General features: G+C 72.6%; 17 protein-coding genes. 7 read left to right on the top strand and 10 right to left on the bottom strand.

Annotated elements, in window-relative coordinates; genetic code table 11:
- Positions 1-73: 73 nt before the first annotated feature.
- Positions 74-2,242, bottom strand: coding sequence for an ATP-dependent DNA helicase RecG (gene recG / locus R9X44_RS04920; RefSeq protein WP_319812732.1), 2,169 nt, complete (start codon positions 2,240-2,242; stop codon positions 74-76).
- 153 nt (positions 2,243-2,395) lie between these two features.
- Here recG and R9X44_RS04915 point away from each other — a divergent pair, with 153 nt between their 5' ends.
- Positions 2,396-2,722 carry a hypothetical protein gene (locus R9X44_RS04915; RefSeq protein ID WP_319812731.1) on the top strand — a complete coding sequence of 109 codons (327 nt, stop codon included), beginning with the start codon at positions 2,396-2,398 and terminating at the stop codon, positions 2,720-2,722.
- Here R9X44_RS04915 and R9X44_RS04910 read toward each other — a convergent pair.
- Positions 2,674-4,269 (bottom strand): DAK2 domain-containing protein, encoded by a 1,596-nt coding sequence (locus R9X44_RS04910; RefSeq protein ID WP_319812730.1) that lies wholly within the window; start codon positions 4,267-4,269, stop codon positions 2,674-2,676. The two genes, R9X44_RS04915 and R9X44_RS04910, sit on opposite strands and share 49 nt — an antisense overlap.
- A 260-nt stretch (positions 4,270-4,529) precedes the next feature.
- On the opposite strand from R9X44_RS04910, the gene rpmB reads away from it, so the two are divergent.
- Positions 4,530-4,727 (top strand): 50S ribosomal protein L28, encoded by a 198-nt coding sequence (gene rpmB, locus R9X44_RS04905; protein WP_123662495.1) that lies wholly within the window; start codon positions 4,530-4,532, stop codon positions 4,725-4,727.
- Between the two features lie 62 nt (positions 4,728-4,789).
- Here rpmB and thiD read toward each other — a convergent pair whose 3' ends face one another.
- From thiD to R9X44_RS04890, 3 genes are all read right to left on the bottom strand, one after another.
- Complete coding sequence (gene thiD / locus R9X44_RS04900; protein WP_319812729.1) at positions 4,790-5,590, bottom strand: bifunctional hydroxymethylpyrimidine kinase/phosphomethylpyrimidine kinase; 801 nt, start codon at positions 5,588-5,590, stop codon at positions 4,790-4,792.
- Positions 5,591-5,644: 54 nt separating this feature from the next.
- A complete protein-coding gene (locus tag R9X44_RS04895) occupies positions 5,645-6,271 on the bottom strand; it encodes a cellulose binding domain-containing protein (RefSeq protein ID WP_319812728.1) in 627 nt (208 codons plus the stop codon).
- A 122-nt stretch (positions 6,272-6,393) separates the two neighbouring features.
- Entirely contained in the window at positions 6,394-7,293 is a 900-nt protein-coding gene (locus R9X44_RS04890) for a thiamine-phosphate kinase (protein WP_319812727.1), read from the bottom strand.
- A 104-nt stretch (positions 7,294-7,397) separates the two neighbouring features.
- Between R9X44_RS04890 and R9X44_RS04885 the strand changes: the two genes are divergently transcribed.
- Positions 7,398-7,631: an Lrp/AsnC ligand binding domain-containing protein gene (locus R9X44_RS04885; protein ID WP_319812726.1), complete on the top strand. Its 234-nt coding sequence runs from the start codon at positions 7,398-7,400 to the stop codon at positions 7,629-7,631.
- On the top strand, positions 7,628-8,122 hold the full coding sequence (locus R9X44_RS04880; protein ID WP_319812725.1) for a DUF3515 domain-containing protein: 495 nt from the start codon (positions 7,628-7,630) through the stop codon (positions 8,120-8,122). The genes R9X44_RS04885 and R9X44_RS04880 overlap by 4 nt, the downstream gene beginning before the upstream one ends.
- A 5-nt stretch (positions 8,123-8,127) precedes the next feature.
- Here R9X44_RS04880 and R9X44_RS04875 read toward each other — a convergent pair whose 3' ends face one another.
- Positions 8,128-8,733: an acetamidase/formamidase family protein gene (locus tag R9X44_RS04875; protein WP_319812724.1), complete on the bottom strand. Its 606-nt coding sequence runs from the start codon at positions 8,731-8,733 to the stop codon at positions 8,128-8,130.
- 223 nt (positions 8,734-8,956) lie between these two features.
- Here R9X44_RS04875 and R9X44_RS04870 point away from each other — a divergent pair, with 223 nt between their 5' ends.
- Complete coding sequence (locus tag R9X44_RS04870; RefSeq protein ID WP_319812723.1) at positions 8,957-10,648, top strand: beta-propeller domain-containing protein; 1,692 nt, start codon at positions 8,957-8,959, stop codon at positions 10,646-10,648.
- Positions 10,649-10,692: 44 nt separating this feature from the next.
- On the top strand, positions 10,693-12,606 hold the full coding sequence (locus R9X44_RS04865; RefSeq protein WP_319812722.1) for a beta-propeller domain-containing protein: 1,914 nt from the start codon (positions 10,693-10,695) through the stop codon (positions 12,604-12,606).
- A gap of 42 nt (positions 12,607-12,648) precedes the next feature.
- Here R9X44_RS04865 and R9X44_RS04860 read toward each other — a convergent pair whose 3' ends face one another.
- From R9X44_RS04860 to R9X44_RS04845, 4 genes are read right to left on the bottom strand one after another with little or no spacing between them, the layout of a single operon-like run.
- A complete protein-coding gene (locus tag R9X44_RS04860; RefSeq protein ID WP_319812721.1) occupies positions 12,649-13,749 on the bottom strand; it encodes a D-alanine--D-alanine ligase family protein in 1,101 nt (366 codons plus the stop codon).
- 32 nt (positions 13,750-13,781) lie between these two features.
- Positions 13,782-15,059 carry an aminotransferase class I/II-fold pyridoxal phosphate-dependent enzyme gene (locus tag R9X44_RS04855; RefSeq protein ID WP_319812720.1) on the bottom strand — a complete coding sequence of 426 codons (1,278 nt, stop codon included), beginning with the start codon at positions 15,057-15,059 and terminating at the stop codon, positions 13,782-13,784.
- A 36-nt stretch (positions 15,060-15,095) separates the two neighbouring features.
- Positions 15,096-16,103: an NAD(P)H-dependent glycerol-3-phosphate dehydrogenase gene (locus R9X44_RS04850; protein ID WP_319812719.1), complete on the bottom strand. Its 1,008-nt coding sequence runs from the start codon at positions 16,101-16,103 to the stop codon at positions 15,096-15,098.
- The gene (locus tag R9X44_RS04845; protein ID WP_319812718.1) at positions 16,100-16,840 is read right to left on the bottom strand and encodes a lysophospholipid acyltransferase family protein; all 741 of its coding nucleotides are present in this window, start codon (positions 16,838-16,840) and stop codon (positions 16,100-16,102) included. The genes R9X44_RS04850 and R9X44_RS04845 overlap by 4 nt, the downstream gene beginning before the upstream one ends.
- Before the next feature lie 67 nt (positions 16,841-16,907).
- On the opposite strand from R9X44_RS04845, the gene cofC reads away from it, so the two are divergent.
- Positions 16,908-17,567, top strand: coding sequence for a 2-phospho-L-lactate guanylyltransferase (cofC, locus tag R9X44_RS04840; RefSeq protein ID WP_319812717.1), 660 nt, complete (start codon positions 16,908-16,910; stop codon positions 17,565-17,567).
- Positions 17,568-17,601: the final 34 nt, after the last annotated feature.

Raw genomic sequence — 17,601 nt, 5'->3', positions numbered from 1 at the left:
ATCCCCCATAAAGTCAACCTGTTTAGTAGGCAATACCTCGTGGGGGCGGTTTAACGCCGACCCATACCGGAGTTCAGGTCTTGTCGAGATAGTCCGCGCGCTCGTCGGTCAGCAGTTCGGCGAGCGCCGCCGACAGCGCGGGATGCGCCTTGAGGTCGGAATCCTCCGCGACGATCCGGGTGGCCTCCTTGCGCGCGGCGGCGATGACCCGCTCGTCGTACTGGAGGGTGAGCAGCCGCAGCGACGAGCGGCTGCCGGACTGCGCGGCCCCGAGGATGTCGCCCTCCCTGCGCTGCTCGAGGTCGAGCCGGGACAGCTCGAAGCCGTCGGTGGTCGAGGCGACGGCGTCGAGCCGCCGGCGCGACGGGGCGTCGGGGGGCGCGTCGGTGACCAGCAGGCAGAGTCCGGGCAGCCCGCCACGGCCGACCCGGCCGCGCAGCTGGTGCAGCTGGGAGACGCCGAAGCGGTCCGCGTCCATGATCATCATCAGTGTCGCGTTGGGGACGTCGACGCCGACCTCGATGACCGTGGTGGCCAGCAGCACGTCGGTCTCGCCGGAGGCGAAGCGCCGCATCGCCGCCTCCTTGTCGTCGGGGTGCATGCGCCCGTGCAGGACGTCTATACGCAACCCCTTCAGCAGCTCGCCTTCCAGCATCGGCAGCAGCTCCATAACGGCGAGCGGAGGTCTGTCCTCTCCTTCCTCGCGCGCAGGCTCGTCGGCCTCACCGATGCGAGGGCAGACGATGTACGCCTGTCTGCCTTGCGCGGCTTCCTCACGGATGCGGTCCCAGGCACGCGCGAGGAACGCGGGCTTCTCCGCCGGGACCACATGTGTGGCGATCGGAGAGCGGCCCTCGGGAAGCTGGGCGAGGACCGAGGTGTCGAGGTCGCCGAAGACGGTCATCGCGACCGTGCGCGGGATCGGCGTCGCCGTCATGACGAGCACGTGCGGCCGCCCTCCGGCGACCTTCTCCCGCAGCGCGTCACGCTGCTCGACGCCGAACCTGTGCTGCTCGTCCACCACGATCAGGCCGAGATCGGCGAACTGGACGTGCTCCTGGATGAGCGCGTGGGTGCCCACGACGATCCCCGCGCTCCCCGAGGCCGCCTCGAGCAGGGCAGCGCGCTTGACCTTCGCGCCTTGCGAGCCCGTCAGCAGGGCCACCTTCGTCGCGCCCTCCGCGCCGTCGATCTGCCCGGCGCGGCCGAGCGGGCCGAGCAGGGCCTGGATCGAGCGGTAGTGCTGCTGGGCGAGGACCTCGGTGGGCGCGAGCAGGGCGGCCTGGCCGCCGCCGTCGACGACCTGGAGCATCGCGCGCAACGCGACGACGGTCTTGCCCGCGCCGACGTCGCCCTGCAGCAGCCGGTGCATGGGGTGCTCGCGCGCCAGGTCGGCCGCGATCTCCGCGCCCACCTCGACCTGCCCCTCGGTGAGGGTGAACGGCAGCGTCGCGTCGAAGGCGGCGCGCAGGCCGTCGGGACGGTCGGGGCGCGGCGTCGCGGGCAGGTCGGCGGCGGCCGCGCGACGCAGCGCGAGGGCGAGCTGGACGTAGAACGCCTCGTCCCACTTGAGCCGTTTGCGCGCGGCCTTCAGCTCGTCGTCGTCCTTGGGCCGGTGGATGCCCTCGATCGCCGCGCTCAGCGAGACCAGGCCGCGCCTGGCCAGCAGCTCGGCGGGCATCGGGTCGGGCAGCTCGAGGCCGGGGCCGAGCGCGTAGTCGACGGCCTTCTTGATCTTCCAGGACGGCAGGTCCTTGGTCGCCGGATAAAGCGGGATAGGGCGTGCCGCGTACTCCTCGACGGTTTCCGCAGTGGCCCGTCCCGGTATGACCTCGTAGTCCGGGTGGTTGAGCTGGACCTTGTTGCGGAAGATCCCGACACGTCCGGCGATCATCGCCAGGACGCCGGGCTGAAGATCCGCGCCCGCCTTGTGCACGCCGGTCCCGAAGAAGGTGAGCGCGATGCGGCGGCCCGTCGCGTCCTCGACGGTGACCTCGAGCAGCTGGAACGGCCGCTTGGTGATCTTGCGCTGGCGGGCGTCGACGACACGTCCGACGATCGTCACGTCCTCGCCCTCGGCGAGGGACGCGAGGTCGGTGAGCTCCCCGTGGCGCACGTACCTGCGCGGATAGTGCCGCAGCAGGTCGCCGACCGTCGCCATGTCCCACTTGCTCTTGAGGACCTTGGCGGTCTTGTCGCCGACGGTCTTCCCGAGGTCGTCTGCGAGAGTCACGCGGTCCATTACATCCGATGGGACCGACATCGGCCGACCGGGCGATCACGGCCGGGATCCAGCAGGGTAAAGATCAGGGGAATCGGCTTGCCCAAAACAGTAAAAAGGGGACACGCTGGTAGCGTGCCTTAGATCACCCACAATGAAGTGGAGCATCACCTCATGGTCGCTTTGACCACCACCCCCACCACGCGGGGGCACCTGGGCCTCCTCAGTTCGCTGGCCGACCGGCTCACCCCGCACGGCCTGCGCGCCAGGCTCGAACAGCCCATCGGCCGCCCGCCCGCACTGCACGTCAGCAATCCCGCCGCTCCCGGCGTCACCGAAGAGATCGTGCTCGAAGACGAGTCGCTCTGGTGGCCCTGGGGAGACCGGATCTCCGCCGCCGCCGACCTCGACGTGGCCACCGCCAGCGTCTGCCGGGTCCTCGGCGTGCCGCTCTACTCGACCCCGAAGAGCACCGGATACAGGACCTGGCCGCCGTCGTAGACGGTCAGCTCCACGTCGGGCCGTTGCGCCCGCAGCCCTTCGGCGATCCCGGCGGCGAACCCCGCCGGGACGCCGGTCCCGGTGACCACCGTCACCACCTCGCCGCCGCCCGACAGCATCCGGGCGAGCACCTGCCCCGCCACCTCGGCCATCGACGCGCCGATCAGGACCACGTCGCCCTCGATCAGGCCGAGCACGTCGCCGGCGCGGCAGACGCCGACGCTCGTCATCGCCTCGCCGTCGGCCACCCTTATCGCGCCGAAGCGGGTCGCCAGCGCGGTTCCGGTCATCGCGATGACGTCGTCGCGGAAGTGCCGCAGCGGGTCGTGCACGGCGAGCGCGGCAAGGCCCTGCACCGACGCCTTCGTCGGGATCACCGAGATGCGCACGCCGCTTTCGCGCGCGCGTACGGCGGCGGCCTCGGCGAGCGCGAGGACCTCGGGCTCGTTCGGCAGGACGGCGACCTCGTCTCCCGCGCCGAGGATGGCCTCCACGAGGACGGCCAAGGGCGGCATCCCGCCTGAGGGACGGCGTACGACGACCGCCCCCGCCTCCTCGAAGAGGGCGGCGAGCCCGTCGGCGGCCGTCACCGCCACGATGCCGCGCCCTGTGCAGGGGGCCTTGGGACGGCTTGAGCCGCCCAGATAGGTGACGCGAATCCTGCGGGTGCGTCCGGCCTCCAGTCCCGCCTCGATGGCCGCGCCCGCGTCGTTCACGTGGACATGGACGTTCCACAGGCCGTCGGCTCCGACGACCACGAGGGAGTCGCCGAGTCCGTCGAGCGCCTTGCGCAGCGCGGGGACGCGGGACTCCTCGGCCTCCAGCAGGTACATCACCTCGTACCCGGGCCCTTCGGTCTCCCGTGGGCCGCGTCCCTGAGCGGGGATGACGAAGGTCGGCTCTGTGCGCGCGGGGACCTCGTACCGCTCGGGGTACTCCTCGGTGACTACTGCGGCCAAGGCGTCGAGGATGACGCACAGGCCCGCCGCGCCCGCGTCCACGACGCCGTGCTCGGCGAGCAGAGGCAGGCTCTCGGGGGTCGTGCGCAGCGCCTCGCGCGCCCCGCGCACCGCCGCGGCGAGCGTCCCCGCGAGGCCGTGCTCGGCGGGGCCGCGTGCGGCGGAAGCCGCCGCGTCGAGCACGGTGAGGATGGTGCCCTCCGAGGGCCGCGACACCGAGGCGCGGGCCTGCCGCGCGGCATGCGCGAGGCCGTCGGCGAGGTCGGGGCCGGACGCCGGGGGGCGCGGGCCGAGCGCGTCGGCGAGGCCGCACAGCACCTGGCTGACGATCACCCCCGAGTTGCCGCGCGCGCCCACCAGCGCGCCGCGCCCGAGCGCCCGCCAGACCTCCTCCGGCGACGCCGTCGGCGGCAGCGCCTCGACCGCCTCGGCCCCGGCCAGCAGGGTCAGGTGCAGGTTGACGCCGGTGTCGCGGTCGGGCACGGGGAAGACGTTGAGCGCGTCGATCTCGGCGCGGGCGCGGCCGAGCGCGTCGGCGGCCAGGCGCGCCCACCGGCGCACCGAGGGCCCGTCCAGGGCGTCGGGCACGGGGGACCCCTTTCCCGGTCAGGCACAGGGTGCTGCCGCGCGGCGCGCCGGCGGGTCCTGTGTCCCGGCAAAGCCTATGCTGAGCCGACGATCCCGGCATTCCGGACGGCCGACGTCGGGGGAACCGGCCTCGATTCGCCTAGTCGCGGCGGGTTCGGCTACGCTGTTCCGAGCGTCCCCCTGCGCGGGGACCTTTTCCGTGTAGCGCCCCGGCCGAAGATCGCCCGGGGTGCCCGTTTTCTCGACTGTTTGGAGTTACCGTGGCTGCCAACTGCGAAGTGTGCGGCAAGGGCCCCGGCTTCGGTATGAGCGTGTCCCACTCGCACCGTCGCACCCCGCGCCGCTGGAACCCCAACATCCAGCGCATCCGCGCCGTGGTCGCGGGCACGACCAAGCGCGTCAACGTCTGCACCTCCTGCCTCAAGGCCGGCAAGGTCCAGCGTCCGCTGGCCCGCTAGTCGCGAGCAAGGCGTCCAAGACCCGGTGAGCGCACTCACCGGGTCTTTTCGCGTCCCCGGGGTCAGGGGGTCGGGCGGGTCTGCCAGGCGTGGTCCACGGGGCCGATGCCCGCGCCGAGGGGGAAGCCAGCGCGGATCGCGCCGGAGATGTAGGTCTTGCTCGCCGCGACCGCCTCGGGGACGGTGAGGCCGAGGGCCAGGTGCGAGGCGATCGCCGAGGCGAGGGTGCAGCCTGTGCCGTGCGTGTGCCGGTTGTCGTAGCGCTCGTCGGAGTACAGGTGGGTCTGCGACCCGTCGTACAGCAGGTCCACCGGACGCGTAGGCAGGTGGCCGCCCTTGATGAGCACCCACTGCGGCCCGAACTCCTTGACGGCTTCGGCGGCCCGGAGCAGGTCGTCCTCGGACTCGACCTTCACACCGGTGAGGAGCTCGACCTCCCACAGGTTGGGCGTGACGACCGTGGCCAAAGGCAGCAGCTCGTTACGGACCGCGTCAACGGCCTCGGGGGCGAGCAGCGTGTCGCCGTGCTTGCTGACGCCGACGGGGTCGACCACGAGCGGCGCGTCATAGCGGCCGAGGTGCTCGGCGACGGTCTCCACCAGGACGGTCGAGGCGAGCATCCCCGTCTTCACCGCCTGCGCGCCGATGTCGGACAGCACCGAGTCGAGCTGCGCGGCGACGGCCTCGGGAGGCAGCTCCCAGTAGCCCTGGACGCCCAGGGAGTTCTGCGCGGTCACCGCGCAGATGACGCTCATCCCGTGCACCCCGAGGGCGAGCATCGTCTTGAGGTCGGCCTGGATTCCTGCGCCGCCTCCGGAGTCAGAGCCGGCGACGGTAAGGACACGGGGAGGAGCGGTAACCATAACCGGAAGCCTAATAGAGGCTCCCGGGACCTGGCCTTCCGGAGCCGGCGCCCGTCAGCGGCACTTGAGGCCGTTGACGCGGCAGCCCGTCGGGTTCGACCACGCGCCCTCGCCGGTGAACCTTACGCGCAGCGTCTCGCCGGCCCCGATCGGCGTCGTCCCCGACAGGACGGTCGTGCCGCCGTTGGCGGCGACCGTCTGCACCGTCGCGCCCTCGGCCCCGTGCACGACCGCGTTGGGAAGCCGGAACCTGACCTTCCACGCGGCGATCGCCTTGTCGTCGGTGTTGCGCAGCGTCACGTAGGCGGCGAAGCCGCTGCCCGTCGTCTTGTCGAGCCGGAAAGTCGCGCGCAGCCCCGGCGGGACCACCGAGCGCTCGGACTCGCCGCCGGGCACTGCGGCCTGCGCGGTCCCGGGCGTCTGGAGGTCGGCGCGCAGCGGCTCACAGCCCGCGCACGCCGCCGACTCCTGCCGCGCCGAGTCCGGCGGCGCGGCGAAGTTGAGCGCGATGTCCTGCGTGAGGAATGCCGCGGTGATGACGCCGATGGCGCCCACCCCCGCGAGCACCGGCATCAGCGGGGTCCGTCCGATCCAGGCCATCCGCACCTTCTTGGCCGGGGAGGGCGCCGGGGGTTCGGTGGTGTGCACCGGACGGTCCCAGAACTTGGTGTGTCGTCCCATCCCATTCCTCTTCGTTCCTGGGATGTATACCAAAACCACACCAAGCGCGCCTACCGGATGACCAAGGCGGACGGCCCTAAGCCTCTTGTTTTTACAAAACTCTTATATTCGGGGAATGCCGCTCACGCACCGAAATGGTCCCAGCCGCCTCCGGCGAACGCCCTGCCGTCCACGGTGACGGCCCCCGGCTCGCCCTCCCTGACCTCGCCGACCACCCGCCACTCGGGCGGCAGCCCGGCGTCGGCGGGGAACGTCGCGGCGAAGGCGTGGTCGTCGCCGCCCGTCAGCGCCTCGGCGAGCCCGACGCCCGGGTCGCGCGGCACCCTGGCCGCCGCGAGCTCGATCCGGACGGCGCTGGCGCGGGCGACGTGGCCGAGGTCCTGGACGAGCCCGTCGGAGACGTCGACGAGCGAGGTCGCGCCGAGCGCCCGCGCCTCGCCGCCCGCCGAGTAGGGCGGCAGCGGCCGCCGGTGGGCGTCCACGAACGGCCCTGAGGCGGCCGAGGAGACCTCGAGGGCCGCGAGCCCCATCGCGGCCCAGCCGAGCCGTCCGCGCACCGCCACGATCTCTCCGGGGCGCGCGCCGGACCGGGTGAGCGGCGCCGCGCCGCCCAGATCGCCGAGCGCGGTCACCGCGACGGTGATCGCCGGGGTGCGCACCGTGTCGCCGCCGACGATCGAGACGCCGAGGAGCGCGCACTCGTCGCGCAGGCCGTCGCTGAGCCCGTCGGCCCAGGCGACGTCGAGGTCGGCGGGCGCGCCGAACCCGATCAGCAGCGCGGTGGGCCGCGCGCCCATCGCGACGACGTCGGCGAGGTTCTGCGCGGCGGCCTTGCGCCCCACGTCGTAGGCCGACGACCAGTCCGTACGGAAATGCCGGCCTTCGACGAGCATGTCGGCGGTCGCGACGACCCTGCCGTCCGGGGCGCGCAGGACCGCGGCGTCGTCGCCCGGCCCCAGCTCCACGAGGGGTCCCTGGGGATACCGCCCGGTGACCCTGCGGATCAACCCGAACTCGCCCATCTCACCGATCTCTATGACGACCCTCCCTCTCAAGTTCCAGGCAGGACCAAGGTACGGTGAACCCCCGGACGCTCTTTCTCCCACCCCACAGCCGGGGAGACGCGATGGTGCAGGCGTACATCCTGATCCAGACCGAGGTCGGCAGGGCCGCCGAGGTGGCCCGCACGATCGCGGTGATCGAAGGCGCCGTCGAGGCCGACGACGTCACCGGCCCCTATGACGTGATCGTCAAGGCCGAGGCGTCGAACATGGACGATCTGGGCAAGCTCGTCGTCGCGCGCATCCAGGGGGTACCCGGGATCACCCGGACGCTGACGTGTCCTATCGTGCACCTGTGAGTCCCGCCAGATCCGCCGCGTCCCACGGGCCCCTCCTCGCCGCCGCTGTCGCGCTCGGCCTTCTCGTGTCCGGCTGCTCGGGCGGGCCCGTCCAGGTGCCCGTCCCCTCCCCCGACGCGGCCGAGGCCGCCCTGTGCGAGACGCTGTCCTACCCGGAGAAGGTCAACGGCCTTGAGCGGCGCGAGACTGACCCGTCGTCCCCGTATGTGGCGGCGTGGGGCAGTCCGGCGATCGCGGTGCGGTGCGGGGTGGCCCGTCCGACCGACCCGGATTCCGGGCTGATCGAGCGGATCGTGACCGTCGACGGGCTCGACTGGCTGCCCGCCGCCGGTGACAGGCCGTCCACCTGGACCCTCGTCGCGCGGAACGTCTACGTGGAGGTGACGATCCCGCAGGAGTACACCCCCGCCGGGAGCCCGCCCGGCGAACTGCTCACCGAGTTCACCTCGACGCTCGACGCCCTGCCGAAGAAGCCCGAGGACCAGTACTAGCGCGCTCAGGCGGGCATCAGCAGCGGGCCCGTCACGTGGAACCGCTCGACGCCGCGTTTGGTGAGGTTGACGCGCAGGTCTATCCAGCCGTCCAGGGCGGTGCAGCCGTCGCCGAAGTGCAGGTCGCCCGCCGAGAGCTTCGCACCGCGCACGTGCACCGGGAGCACGATCCGCGATCCGGCGGTGAGCCGCGCGTCGGCGCACGAGCCGACGATCTGCCCGGCCAGCGCCGCCGAGCGCAGCGCCCGCGCCGCGACGGGCTGGTAGTCGGCCAGGCCGGGCCGCACCCTGCCCAGCAGGGGCCCGTCGGGCTCGACCTCGACCGGCAGCGCGTCGTCGCCGGGGGCGCAGCCGAGCACGCCGGGATGCGCGCCGAGCGCCGGACCGCCGTCGGCTCTTCCGATGCCGAGGACGTCGACCACGATGACGTCGCCGGGCTCCGCGCCGACCACGGCGATCGGCCCGCACAGCAGCGCCTCGCGGGCGCCCCAGAAGCCACGGCACTCCATGCGCACCGACCCGCCGGAGATCACCTCGGCGACCGCGGGGATCTCGGGGTGCCACCGGGTGTGCCCGGGCACGGTCTGCGCGCCGTACGACAGCAGCGGCACGAAGCCCCCTTTTTCTCGCTGGTCCGGGCCGCGCCCAGGCGGGCCCGAACGCCCTCGCCTGTCCGGCCGGAAGAAACAACTAGCCAAGGAGATAGTGCACCGTGCGCTGTTTCGGACCCGTTTCCCGGCTTTTACAGCGCGGTAAGTGTCATCTCACTCTCTGAGACCGATCGGCCACCGCCAACCGAGAGGCGTCAGGCGACATCTGAGATGTATGCGACGCATGATGACACCGGTCGTGCTGCTTCTGGCCACGGCCTGTTCAGTCTCCGCCGCCGACACCTCACCCGGCCTGCACAGCAGGCAGGACTGCGCGGCACTGCTCGACTCCCTGCGCTCGGCCGCCGTCGAGCGCACCGGACCCCTCGGCCTCGTGCCGGGCGGGCCGGACCCGGGACCGCCCCCCGCGCTCGAGGTGCCGGCGTACGACCCCTCCACCTCCGACGTGGACCTTCCCGACCAGGTCGCCCGCAGCGGGCCCCAGGTGCTGTTCGTCTCCGGCCGCACGCTGCTCGTGCTGCGCGCGCGTGACGGATCGGTCCAGCGCAGGCTCCGGCTGCCCAAGGGCTACGAGTCCGCCAGGGTCGTCACCGACGGCCGCAGGGCGCTCCTGCTCGCCGACCACGACCCGGACGGCGCCGAGCCCGCGACGCCGTCGGCCCGGGTCCTCACCGTCGATCTGAGCGCGTTCCGGATCACCGGTGAGCTCAGGATGCCGGGCTCGCTCGCCGACGCGCGGCGCGCGGGCCCGCTCGTCCGCGTCTCGGTGCGGGCGCTGCCCCGGCTCGAGTTCCCCGCGCCGCCCCCGCCGCGTGAGCGGGCGAGCCCCGACTTCGCGCCGCGGGCCCGTCAGCACAACCGGGACATCGTGCGCGAAGCGCCCGCCGAGGCGTTCCACCCGTCCTACGACGTGACGTCCGGCGGGGAGACGACCCGGCACAAGGTGCCGTGCCAGCGCATCAACCGGCCCGTCGGCGACCGCGCCTCGTCGGTCCTCACCGTGTTCACCTTCGACCTGTCACGGCCGATCGGCGACGCCTCGCCCGTCGCGATCGCGGGCGGTCCCGCCACCGTCCACGGGACGGCGGCGCACCTCTTCGTCGCCGAGTCCGACCCCGCCTCGGTCACCACCCGCGTCCACCGCCTCGACCTGACCAGGCCGCGCCCCCTGTACGTCGGGTCCGGGTCAGTCACGGGCGAGATCCTCGACGGGGAGGCCATGTCGGAGCACGACGGGTACCTCCGCCTCGCGGTCGGCGACCCCGACCGCACCCAGGGCGACCTGTACATCCTGGAAACTGACGGGCCGGTCCTGGACCCGGTAGGCAAGCTCACCGATATCAGCGGCGACAACGGCATCCGCTCGGTGACGTTCCTCGGGGCGCGCGCTTACGTCACGACCACGCGCGCGCAAGGCCCGCTCCCGGCTCTCGACCTCGCCAACCCGTACAAGCCGCGCCGCGACGGCGACGTCGCCTTCCCCGCGGCGTCCACGCGGCTGCTCCCCTCGTCCGACGGGCGGTTCCTCGCCGTCGGACAGCCGCGCACGGGCAGGGGGACGCCGCGCGGCCTGCGCGTCTCGCTGTTCGAGCCGGGTCCCGGCAAGCACGTCAGGCTCGCCGACTTCCGCAGGCCCGGCATGCCGGGGGCGCGCGTGGAAGACGACCCGTACGCCTACTGGCACGACGCCGCGTCCGGCGTCACCGTCCTGCCGACCGTGCCCAACGGGGCGGTTGTGCTGTCCGTCACGCGGGACGCAGGCATCCGGCAGTTGGGCCGTATCTCCCACCGGCCCTCCTCGACCGGCGTTTACCGCGCCCTCCTTGTGGACGACGCCTTGTGGACGTTCTCCTCCGAGGGCGTCATGGTGCACGACGCGCGCACGCTGAAGCGGCGCGCCTGGACCGCTCTGTAGGACCCGAAGCAACGCGCGAGGCCCAGGGACCCGTCTGGACGGGTATGCGACGTACCCTCCCCCTGGCCGCGCTCCTCCTCGTGCCGGGCCTGATCCTCGCCGCCGCCTCGGTGGGCGCACCGCCGCCGGGCAAGGCCCCCCTGGTCCTCTCCGATTACCGGCTCGTCTCCTACGCGGGCTGCGACGACCTCCTGGACTCCCTGCGCGCCGCGACGCTGCCCCGCGTGGACGCCTACGGCGGCGTCTCCAACGGCTACGCCCACCTCGACGACTCTCTCGCGCGCAGCGAACCGGGATTCCTGTTCCGCGAAGAGAGCTCCGCCCAGCCCGTGGACGCCTTGGCCTCCGGCGCGCAAGCCGATTCCTCCGGATACTCCTCGACCAACACCCACACCCCGGGCGTCGACGAGCCCGACGAGGTCAAGACCGACGGCCGGCGCGTGCTCCTGGCCGCGGACAACACCCTGCTCGTCCTCGACGCCCGCACCGGCGACGTCGCGGCGAAGATCGCCCTCCCCAAGGGCTTCCACCGGGGCTCACGGCTGCTGCTGCACGGCGACACCGTGCTCGTGCTCAACTCGGTGCAGGGCGGCTACGGCGGCCCGGCCGTGGACTTCATCGGCATGCCGGGCTCCGGGGAGACGCACGGGGTCCAGGTCGACCTCACCAAGCGCGCGGTGGTCTCCGAGTTGAAGGTGCGCGGTGCGCTCGTGGACGCCCGTCAGGTCGGCTCCACCGTGCGCCTCGTGCTGAGCGGGATGCCCCGCCTCGACCTTCCCGAGCCCAAGGAACGTGACTTCAACAACTGGGGGAAGGCCGAGCCCCGCCTTCTCCAGCGCAACCGCGACCTCGTACGCGAGGCTCCCCTTGAGTCGTTCCAGCCGTCCTACACGGTGACCGGTCCCGACGGCCTGCCTCTGGAACGCCGCGTGCCCTGCGAGCGGATCAGCCACCCCGCCGACGCCGACGGCGTCGCCATGACCACGATCATGTCGTTCGACATGTCCCGGCCGCTGTCCGACATCAGCGACTCCGGCACCACCTCCGTGGTCTCCGGGGGCGGCGAGACCGTCTACGGGACGGCCGACAGCCTGTACGTCACCGAGACCAACAGCGCCGCGCCGATCCCGGACGAGCCGACGCGGCTGTCGCGTCCCGAGCCGGAGAAGACCCGCGTCCACAGGTTCGCCTTCACCGGGACCGAGCCGCGCTACACCGGCTCGGGCGCGGTGCCCGGCTGGCTGCTCAACCAGTACTCGCTGTCGGAGCACAACGGGCACCTGCGCGTCGCGGTCACCGACCACGCGGCGGAGTCGAGCAGCGTGCACACGCTCAAGATCGACGGGCCTGAGCTGACGACCGTCGGGTCGGTCGAGGGGCTCGGCAAGGGCGAGCGGATCTACTCGGTGCGCTTCATCGGCGACCGCGGCTACGTCGTCACGTTCAAGCAGACCGACCCGCTGTACACGCTCGACCTGTCCGACCCGGCCAAGCCGCGCAGCCTCGGCGAGCTGAAGATCACCGGCTACTCCGCCTACCTGCACCCGACGGACGAGGGCCGTCTCCTCGGCATCGGCCAGGAGGCGACGAAGCAGGGCAGGACGCGCGGGTTCCAGGCGTCCCTGTTCGACGTGTCCGGCGACGCCCCCACCCGCCTGTCCCAGCTGCACCTGCCGAAGACGGCGGCCGCGGTGGCCGAGTACGACGCCCACGGCTTCCTGTACTGGCCGCAGACCGGCCTGACGGTCCTGCCCACCTGGCAGGAGGCCGTTGTCCTCAAGGTGACGCCGGAGAAGATCACCAACGTCGGCTCGATCATCCACCCGGACAGGGACGGCCAGATCACCCGCGCCGTCTACATCGACGGCTCGGTCTGGACGTTCTCCTGGGCGGGCGTCCGCATCAGCGACGCCGAGACGCTGAAGCGCGAGAAGTGGATTCCGCTGCCCGAGCAGTGAGATGAGGCCCGCCCGGACGCCTGAGGCGTCCGGGCGGGGACCTCAGCGCAGGCCGAGCGAGCGGTGCAGAGCCGTCTGGAGAAGCCGGTCCACCAGCTCGGAGTACTCGAGCCCGGTCGCCGCCCACATCTGCGGGAACGCCGACGTCGGCGTGAACCCGGGCATCGTGTTGATCTCGTTGAGCACCAGCTCGTGCTCGGGCGTGACGAAGAAGTCGACCCTGGCCAGGCCCTCGCAGCCGAGCGCGTCGAAGGCCCGCACGGCCGTCGCGCGCAGCCGCTCGACGACCTCGGCCGGCAGGGACGCCGGGATCTCCAGCCGTGAGGTGCCGTCGAGGTACTTGGTCTCGAAATCGTAGAAGTCGTGCTCGCCGATCATGACGATCTCGGCGGGAAGGCTCGCCTCGTTGGGCCCGTCGCCGACGCCCTCGAGGACGCCGCACTCGACCTCGACGCCCTCGACGGCGGCCTCGATGATCAGTTTGGGGTCGTGCTCGCGGGCCGCCTCGATCGCCGGAATCAGGTCCTCGGCGCGGCTGACCTTCGAGATGCCCATGCTCGACCCGGCGCGGGCCGGCTTGACGAACACGGGCCAGCCGAGCTGCTTGACCTCATCCAACTTGCGTTCGCGCTCGAGCCGCCATTCGCGGTCGGTGATGATCACGTACGGGCCGACCGGCAGGCCCTGGGCCTGCCAGACCAGCTTCATGAACGCCTTGTCCATGCCGACGGCGCTGGCCAGCACGCCCGCGCCGACATAGCGCAGGCCCGCGAGCTCGAGCATCCCCTGGATGGTGCCGTCCTCGCCGTATGGGCCGTGCAGGAGCGGCAGGACTACGTCGACCTTGCCCAGCGCGCGGGGTATCTCGTGCGGTTCGATGGCGACGAGGCCCGCGGCGTCGGGGTCGAACGGCAGCGCGAGCGCGGGGCCGTCGCCGGAGACCTCGGGAAGTGCCCCGTCGGTGATCGCCAGACGTTCGTCGCGGGCCAGGACCCACCGTCCGTCACGGGCGATGCCCACCGGCAGGACCTCGTAGCGGTCGGGGTCGATGGCCGCCATGACGCTGCCCGCGGTGACGCAGGAGATGGCGTGCTCTGAGCTTCGGCCGCCGAACACCACGGCGACTGTGATCTTTTCCGGCATGATGCTCCGACTCTATCGCCCTCAGCGGCCGGTCAGCCGGTCACCGCCTCCTCGGTGAGACGTCCGGAGCCCGCCGTCGCACTCCCAGGGTGGGCCACGCCCGGCAGCGTGTCGAGGGCCTCCACGGCGTCGCGGATGAGGTCGTCGGCGTCCTCGAGGCCGATGGAGAACCGCACGGCCGAGGGCGCGACGCCGCCTCCGGCGAGCAGTGCGTCGTCACGGCCGGTCAGCGCGGTGGTCGCGACGTGCGCGACTGTGGTGCGGGTGCCGCCGAAGGACGTCGCGGGACGGGCGAGGCGCAGCGCGTCGCAGAACGCGGTCCCGGCCTCCCGGCCGCCGTGCGGGGTGACGGTCACCAGCGCGCCGAAGCGGGTGCCCTCGGGGCCCTTGTCGAACAGCCGCCGGGCGAGGGCATGCCCGGCGTGTCCGGAAAGGCCCGGGTAGTCCACCGCGGCGACCGCCGGGTGCCGCACGAGCGCGGCGGCGAACTGCGAGGCGGTGTCGCACTGCCTGCGCACCCGCAAAGGCAGCGTCTCGAGGCCGCGCCGCAGCAGGAAGGCGTCGTCCGGGCCGAGCACCGCGCCCGTGGCGACCCGCACCCTGCGCAACTCCTCCACCAGCTCGGCGCGGCCCGCGACGACCCCGCCGACGGCGTCGCCGTGCCCGCCCAGGTACTTGGTCGCCGAGTGCACCACGAGATCCGCCCCGTACTCCAGGGGACGGCACAGCACCGGCGTCGCGACCGTCGAGTCGACCGCGAGCAGCGCGCCGCGCCCGCGCGCGAGTGCCGCCAGCGCGGGAAGGTCGGCGACCTCCATGCCCGGCGTGGACAGCGCCTCGGCCCACACCAGCCGCGTCGTCGGCCGCATGGCCGCCTCGACGCGCTCGGGATCGGCGAAGTCCACGAAGTCGGCGCTCACCCCGAACCGGGACATCAGCCCCGCCAGCAGCTCGTACACCCCGCCGTACAGCGCGCGCGGGGCGACGACATGGCTTCCGGACCTGGTGAAGGCGAGCAGCACCGCGCTGACGGCGGCCATCCCCGAGGCGAACGCCTGCGCCCTGACGCCCTCGACGGTCGCCCCTTCGAGCGCGGCGACGGCGTCGGCGAACGCGTCGCAGGTGGGGTTGTCGACGCGGCCGTAGAGGTACCCGCCGCCCTCGTGGACGAGGTCGGCGTGCTCGCCCGCGCCGGAGAAGGCGAAGCCGCTCGTGCGGTAGACGGGCAGCCCGGACGGCCGCTGTGCCGGGACCGGCGGCTCGGGAAGCTGGACGGCCCGGGTGTTCTCACCCCTCGTTCTCCTACGCATCGCGACAATGATGTCACGAAACGTGTTCTCGGGGGGCTAGACGCCGTAACGCTCGGGTTTGGGCGAGCGCGACATGAGCTTCAGGTACGCCTCCTCGATCGGCACCCCGTCGTGCATGACGGCGGCGACGACCTCGGTGATCGGCATCTCGACGGCGTGTTCGCGGGCCAGCGTGAGGATCGGCCGCGCGGACTTGACGCCCTCGGCGGTCTGCTTGGTCACCGCGATGACCTCTTCGAGCGTCATCCCCCGGCCCAGGTTCTCCCCGAACGTACGGTTCCGCGAGAACGGCGAGCTGCACGTGCCGACGAGGTCGCCGAGCCCGGCGAGGCCGGCGAACGTCGGCTCCTGCGCGCCTAGCGTGACGCCGAGGCGGATGATCTCGGCCAGGCCGCGCGTCATCAGCAGCGCCTTGGTGCTGTCGCCGAAGCCGAGGCCGGTGGCGATGCCGACGCACAGGGCGATGACGTTCTTCACCGCGCCGCCGACCTCGCAGCCGATCACGTCGGTGCTGGTGTAGACGCGGAAGTACGGGTTCATGCAGGCGGCCTGGAGGCGGAGCGCGGTCTCCTCGTCGGCGCAGGCGGCCACGGCAGCGCCGGGCTCCTCGCGGGCGATCTCCGGCGCGAGGTTCGGCCCGCACACCACGCCGACGCGCTCAGGACCGACCCCGAGCACCTCGGTGATCACCTGCGACATGCGCAGGCTGGTGCCCGACTCGATGCCCTTCATCAGGCTGACCAGCACCGCGCCGTCGGGGATCATGGGCGCCCAGGCCGCGAGGTTCTCCCGCAGCGTCTGCGCCGGGACCGCGAGGCAGACGAACTCCGCGCCCTCGAGCGCCTCCGCCACGGAGGTCGTCGCGCGCAGCCCTGCGGGCAGCGTCACTCCGGGCAGGTACTCGCTGTTCTCGTGCCGCTCGTTGATCTCCCGCGTGACCTCGGTGCGGCGGCCCCAAAGCATCACGTCGCTTCCGGCGTCCACCAGGACCTTCGCGAAGACCGTCCCCCAGGACCCGGCTCCCATCACCGCAACGCGCGTCACGTCTGTCTACGCTCCTCATGGACGTACGGTCTTTCGGGCGGCGCCTGCTCGCGCAGCTCGCCCAGCAACCCCGTGATCTTCCGCATGATCTCATCGGTCGCCGCTCTGAGGGTATCGGCGTCGGCGGCCGCCTCCGCATAAGCGGTGAGGTCGACGGGCGCGCCAGCCGCCACCCGCATGGTCTTGCGCGGCAGGAGGCGGAGCCCGCCGGAGCGGTAAGGCAGCAGCTCGTGGGCGCCCCACTGCGCCACCGGGATCACCGGAGCGCCGGTCTCCAGGGCGAGGCGGGCGGCGCCGGTCTTGGCGCGCATCGGCCACAGCAGCGGATCGCGGGTGCAGGTCCCCTCAGGATAGAAGATCACGCACTGGCCCGCCGCGAGCGCCGCACGCGCGCCCTCGAGCGACCGGGCCGCGCCCTCGGTGCCGCGCGCCACGGGGATCTGCCCGGACGCCGCGAGCAGCGCGCCGACGAGCGGCACGCGGAACAGCGCGTCCTTGGCGAGGAACACGGGGAAGCGGCCCGCCTTGTAGACGAAGTGACCGAGGGCGAGCGGGTCGGCCTCCGACAGGTGGTTGGCCGCGAGGATGACGCCGCCGCGCCGGGGGATCATGTCGCGCCCGCGCCAGCGCCGTCCGAGCAGCGCCCACAGGAGCGGCCGCAGGAGGGCGACGATGAACAGCCTCCAGCCTCCGGAGAACCGGTAGGCGGCGAAGACGGAAGAAGAGCCGGGGAGCATGGGCGGCGTCCTTCCTGGCGGGGTGGCGGCGGAACGGCGACCGGAACACCATAATGTCGTCTTTGTCATGTCGAACACCGTCGCCGCCGCATGGGCGCTGATCGTCCCGGTGAAACCGCCGACGCTCGGCAAGTCACGGCTGGCCGACGACGCCGGGGCGCACCGCGCCGCGCTCGCGCTCGCGGTCGCGCTGGACACCGTCGAAGCCGCCCTGCGCTGCGAGGCGGTAAGCCAGGTCCTCGTAGTGACCGCCGACCCTTCGGCCGCCGACGGGTTCACCGCCCTTGGCGCGCGCGTCCTGCGCGAAGGCTCCCCGCAGGGGCTGAACTCCGCCCTGCGGCAGGGGGCCGAGGCCGTGGGCTCCGCGACGGCTCGGGCGGCGCTCCAAGCCGACCTTCCCGCGCTGCGTCCTGCGGAGTTGTCTTACGCGCTGTCCGCCGCGTCGGCCTTCCCGCACGCGTTCCTCGCCGACAGCGCGGGCACCGGAACCGTCCTGTACACGGCGCTTCCCGGGGAGCCCTTCTCGCCCGCGTTCGGCGGGGCGTCGCGGGCGCGTCATCTGGCGACGGGAGCCGCCGAGCTGCCTTTGGCCGACCTGGACAGCGTCCGTACCGACGTCGACACCCTTGACGACCTCAGGGCCGCCCTCGCCCTGGGCGCGGGACCGCGTACCCGGCGCGTCGCCTCCCGCATTCTCCCTGCCCCCTCAGCCGACCGGCTCCCCTAGCGCGCACATCGGACGGACGCGCGTCGGGCTAGGG

The organism is Actinocorallia sp. A-T 12471, from assembly GCF_033875155.1.
In the GTDB taxonomy this organism is placed as follows: Bacteria; Actinomycetota; Actinomycetes; order Streptosporangiales; family Streptosporangiaceae; genus Actinocorallia.
This window is presented reverse-complemented; position numbering and strand designations above follow the sequence as displayed.

Bases quoted from the DNA above. Each gene is read 5' to 3' on its own strand.
- recG (WP_319812732.1), bottom strand. From the start codon at position 2,242: ATGGACCGCGTGACTCTCGCAGACGACCTCGGGAAGACCGTCGGCGAC.
- R9X44_RS04870 (WP_319812723.1), top strand. From the start codon at position 8,957: ATGATGACACCGGTCGTGCTGCTTCTGGCCACGGCCTGTTCAGTCTCC.
- cofC (WP_319812717.1), top strand. From the start codon at position 16,908: ATGTCGAACACCGTCGCCGCCGCATGGGCGCTGATCGTCCCGGTGAAA.
- R9X44_RS04890 (WP_319812727.1), bottom strand. From the start codon at position 7,293: ATGGGCGAGTTCGGGTTGATCCGCAGGGTCACCGGGCGGTATCCCCAG.
- R9X44_RS04860 (WP_319812721.1), bottom strand. From the start codon at position 13,749: ATGCCGGAAAAGATCACAGTCGCCGTGGTGTTCGGCGGCCGAAGCTCA.
- R9X44_RS04845 (WP_319812718.1), bottom strand. From the start codon at position 16,840: ATGCTCCCCGGCTCTTCTTCCGTCTTCGCCGCCTACCGGTTCTCCGGA.
- thiD (WP_319812729.1), bottom strand. From the start codon at position 5,590: ATGGTTACCGCTCCTCCCCGTGTCCTTACCGTCGCCGGCTCTGACTCC.
- R9X44_RS04855 (WP_319812720.1), bottom strand. From the start codon at position 15,059: ATGCGTAGGAGAACGAGGGGTGAGAACACCCGGGCCGTCCAGCTTCCC.
- R9X44_RS04885 (WP_319812726.1), top strand. From the start codon at position 7,398: ATGGTGCAGGCGTACATCCTGATCCAGACCGAGGTCGGCAGGGCCGCC.
- R9X44_RS04865 (WP_319812722.1), top strand. From the start codon at position 10,693: ATGCGACGTACCCTCCCCCTGGCCGCGCTCCTCCTCGTGCCGGGCCTG.
- R9X44_RS04895 (WP_319812728.1), bottom strand. From the start codon at position 6,271: ATGGGACGACACACCAAGTTCTGGGACCGTCCGGTGCACACCACCGAA.
- R9X44_RS04915 (WP_319812731.1), top strand. From the start codon at position 2,396: ATGGTCGCTTTGACCACCACCCCCACCACGCGGGGGCACCTGGGCCTC.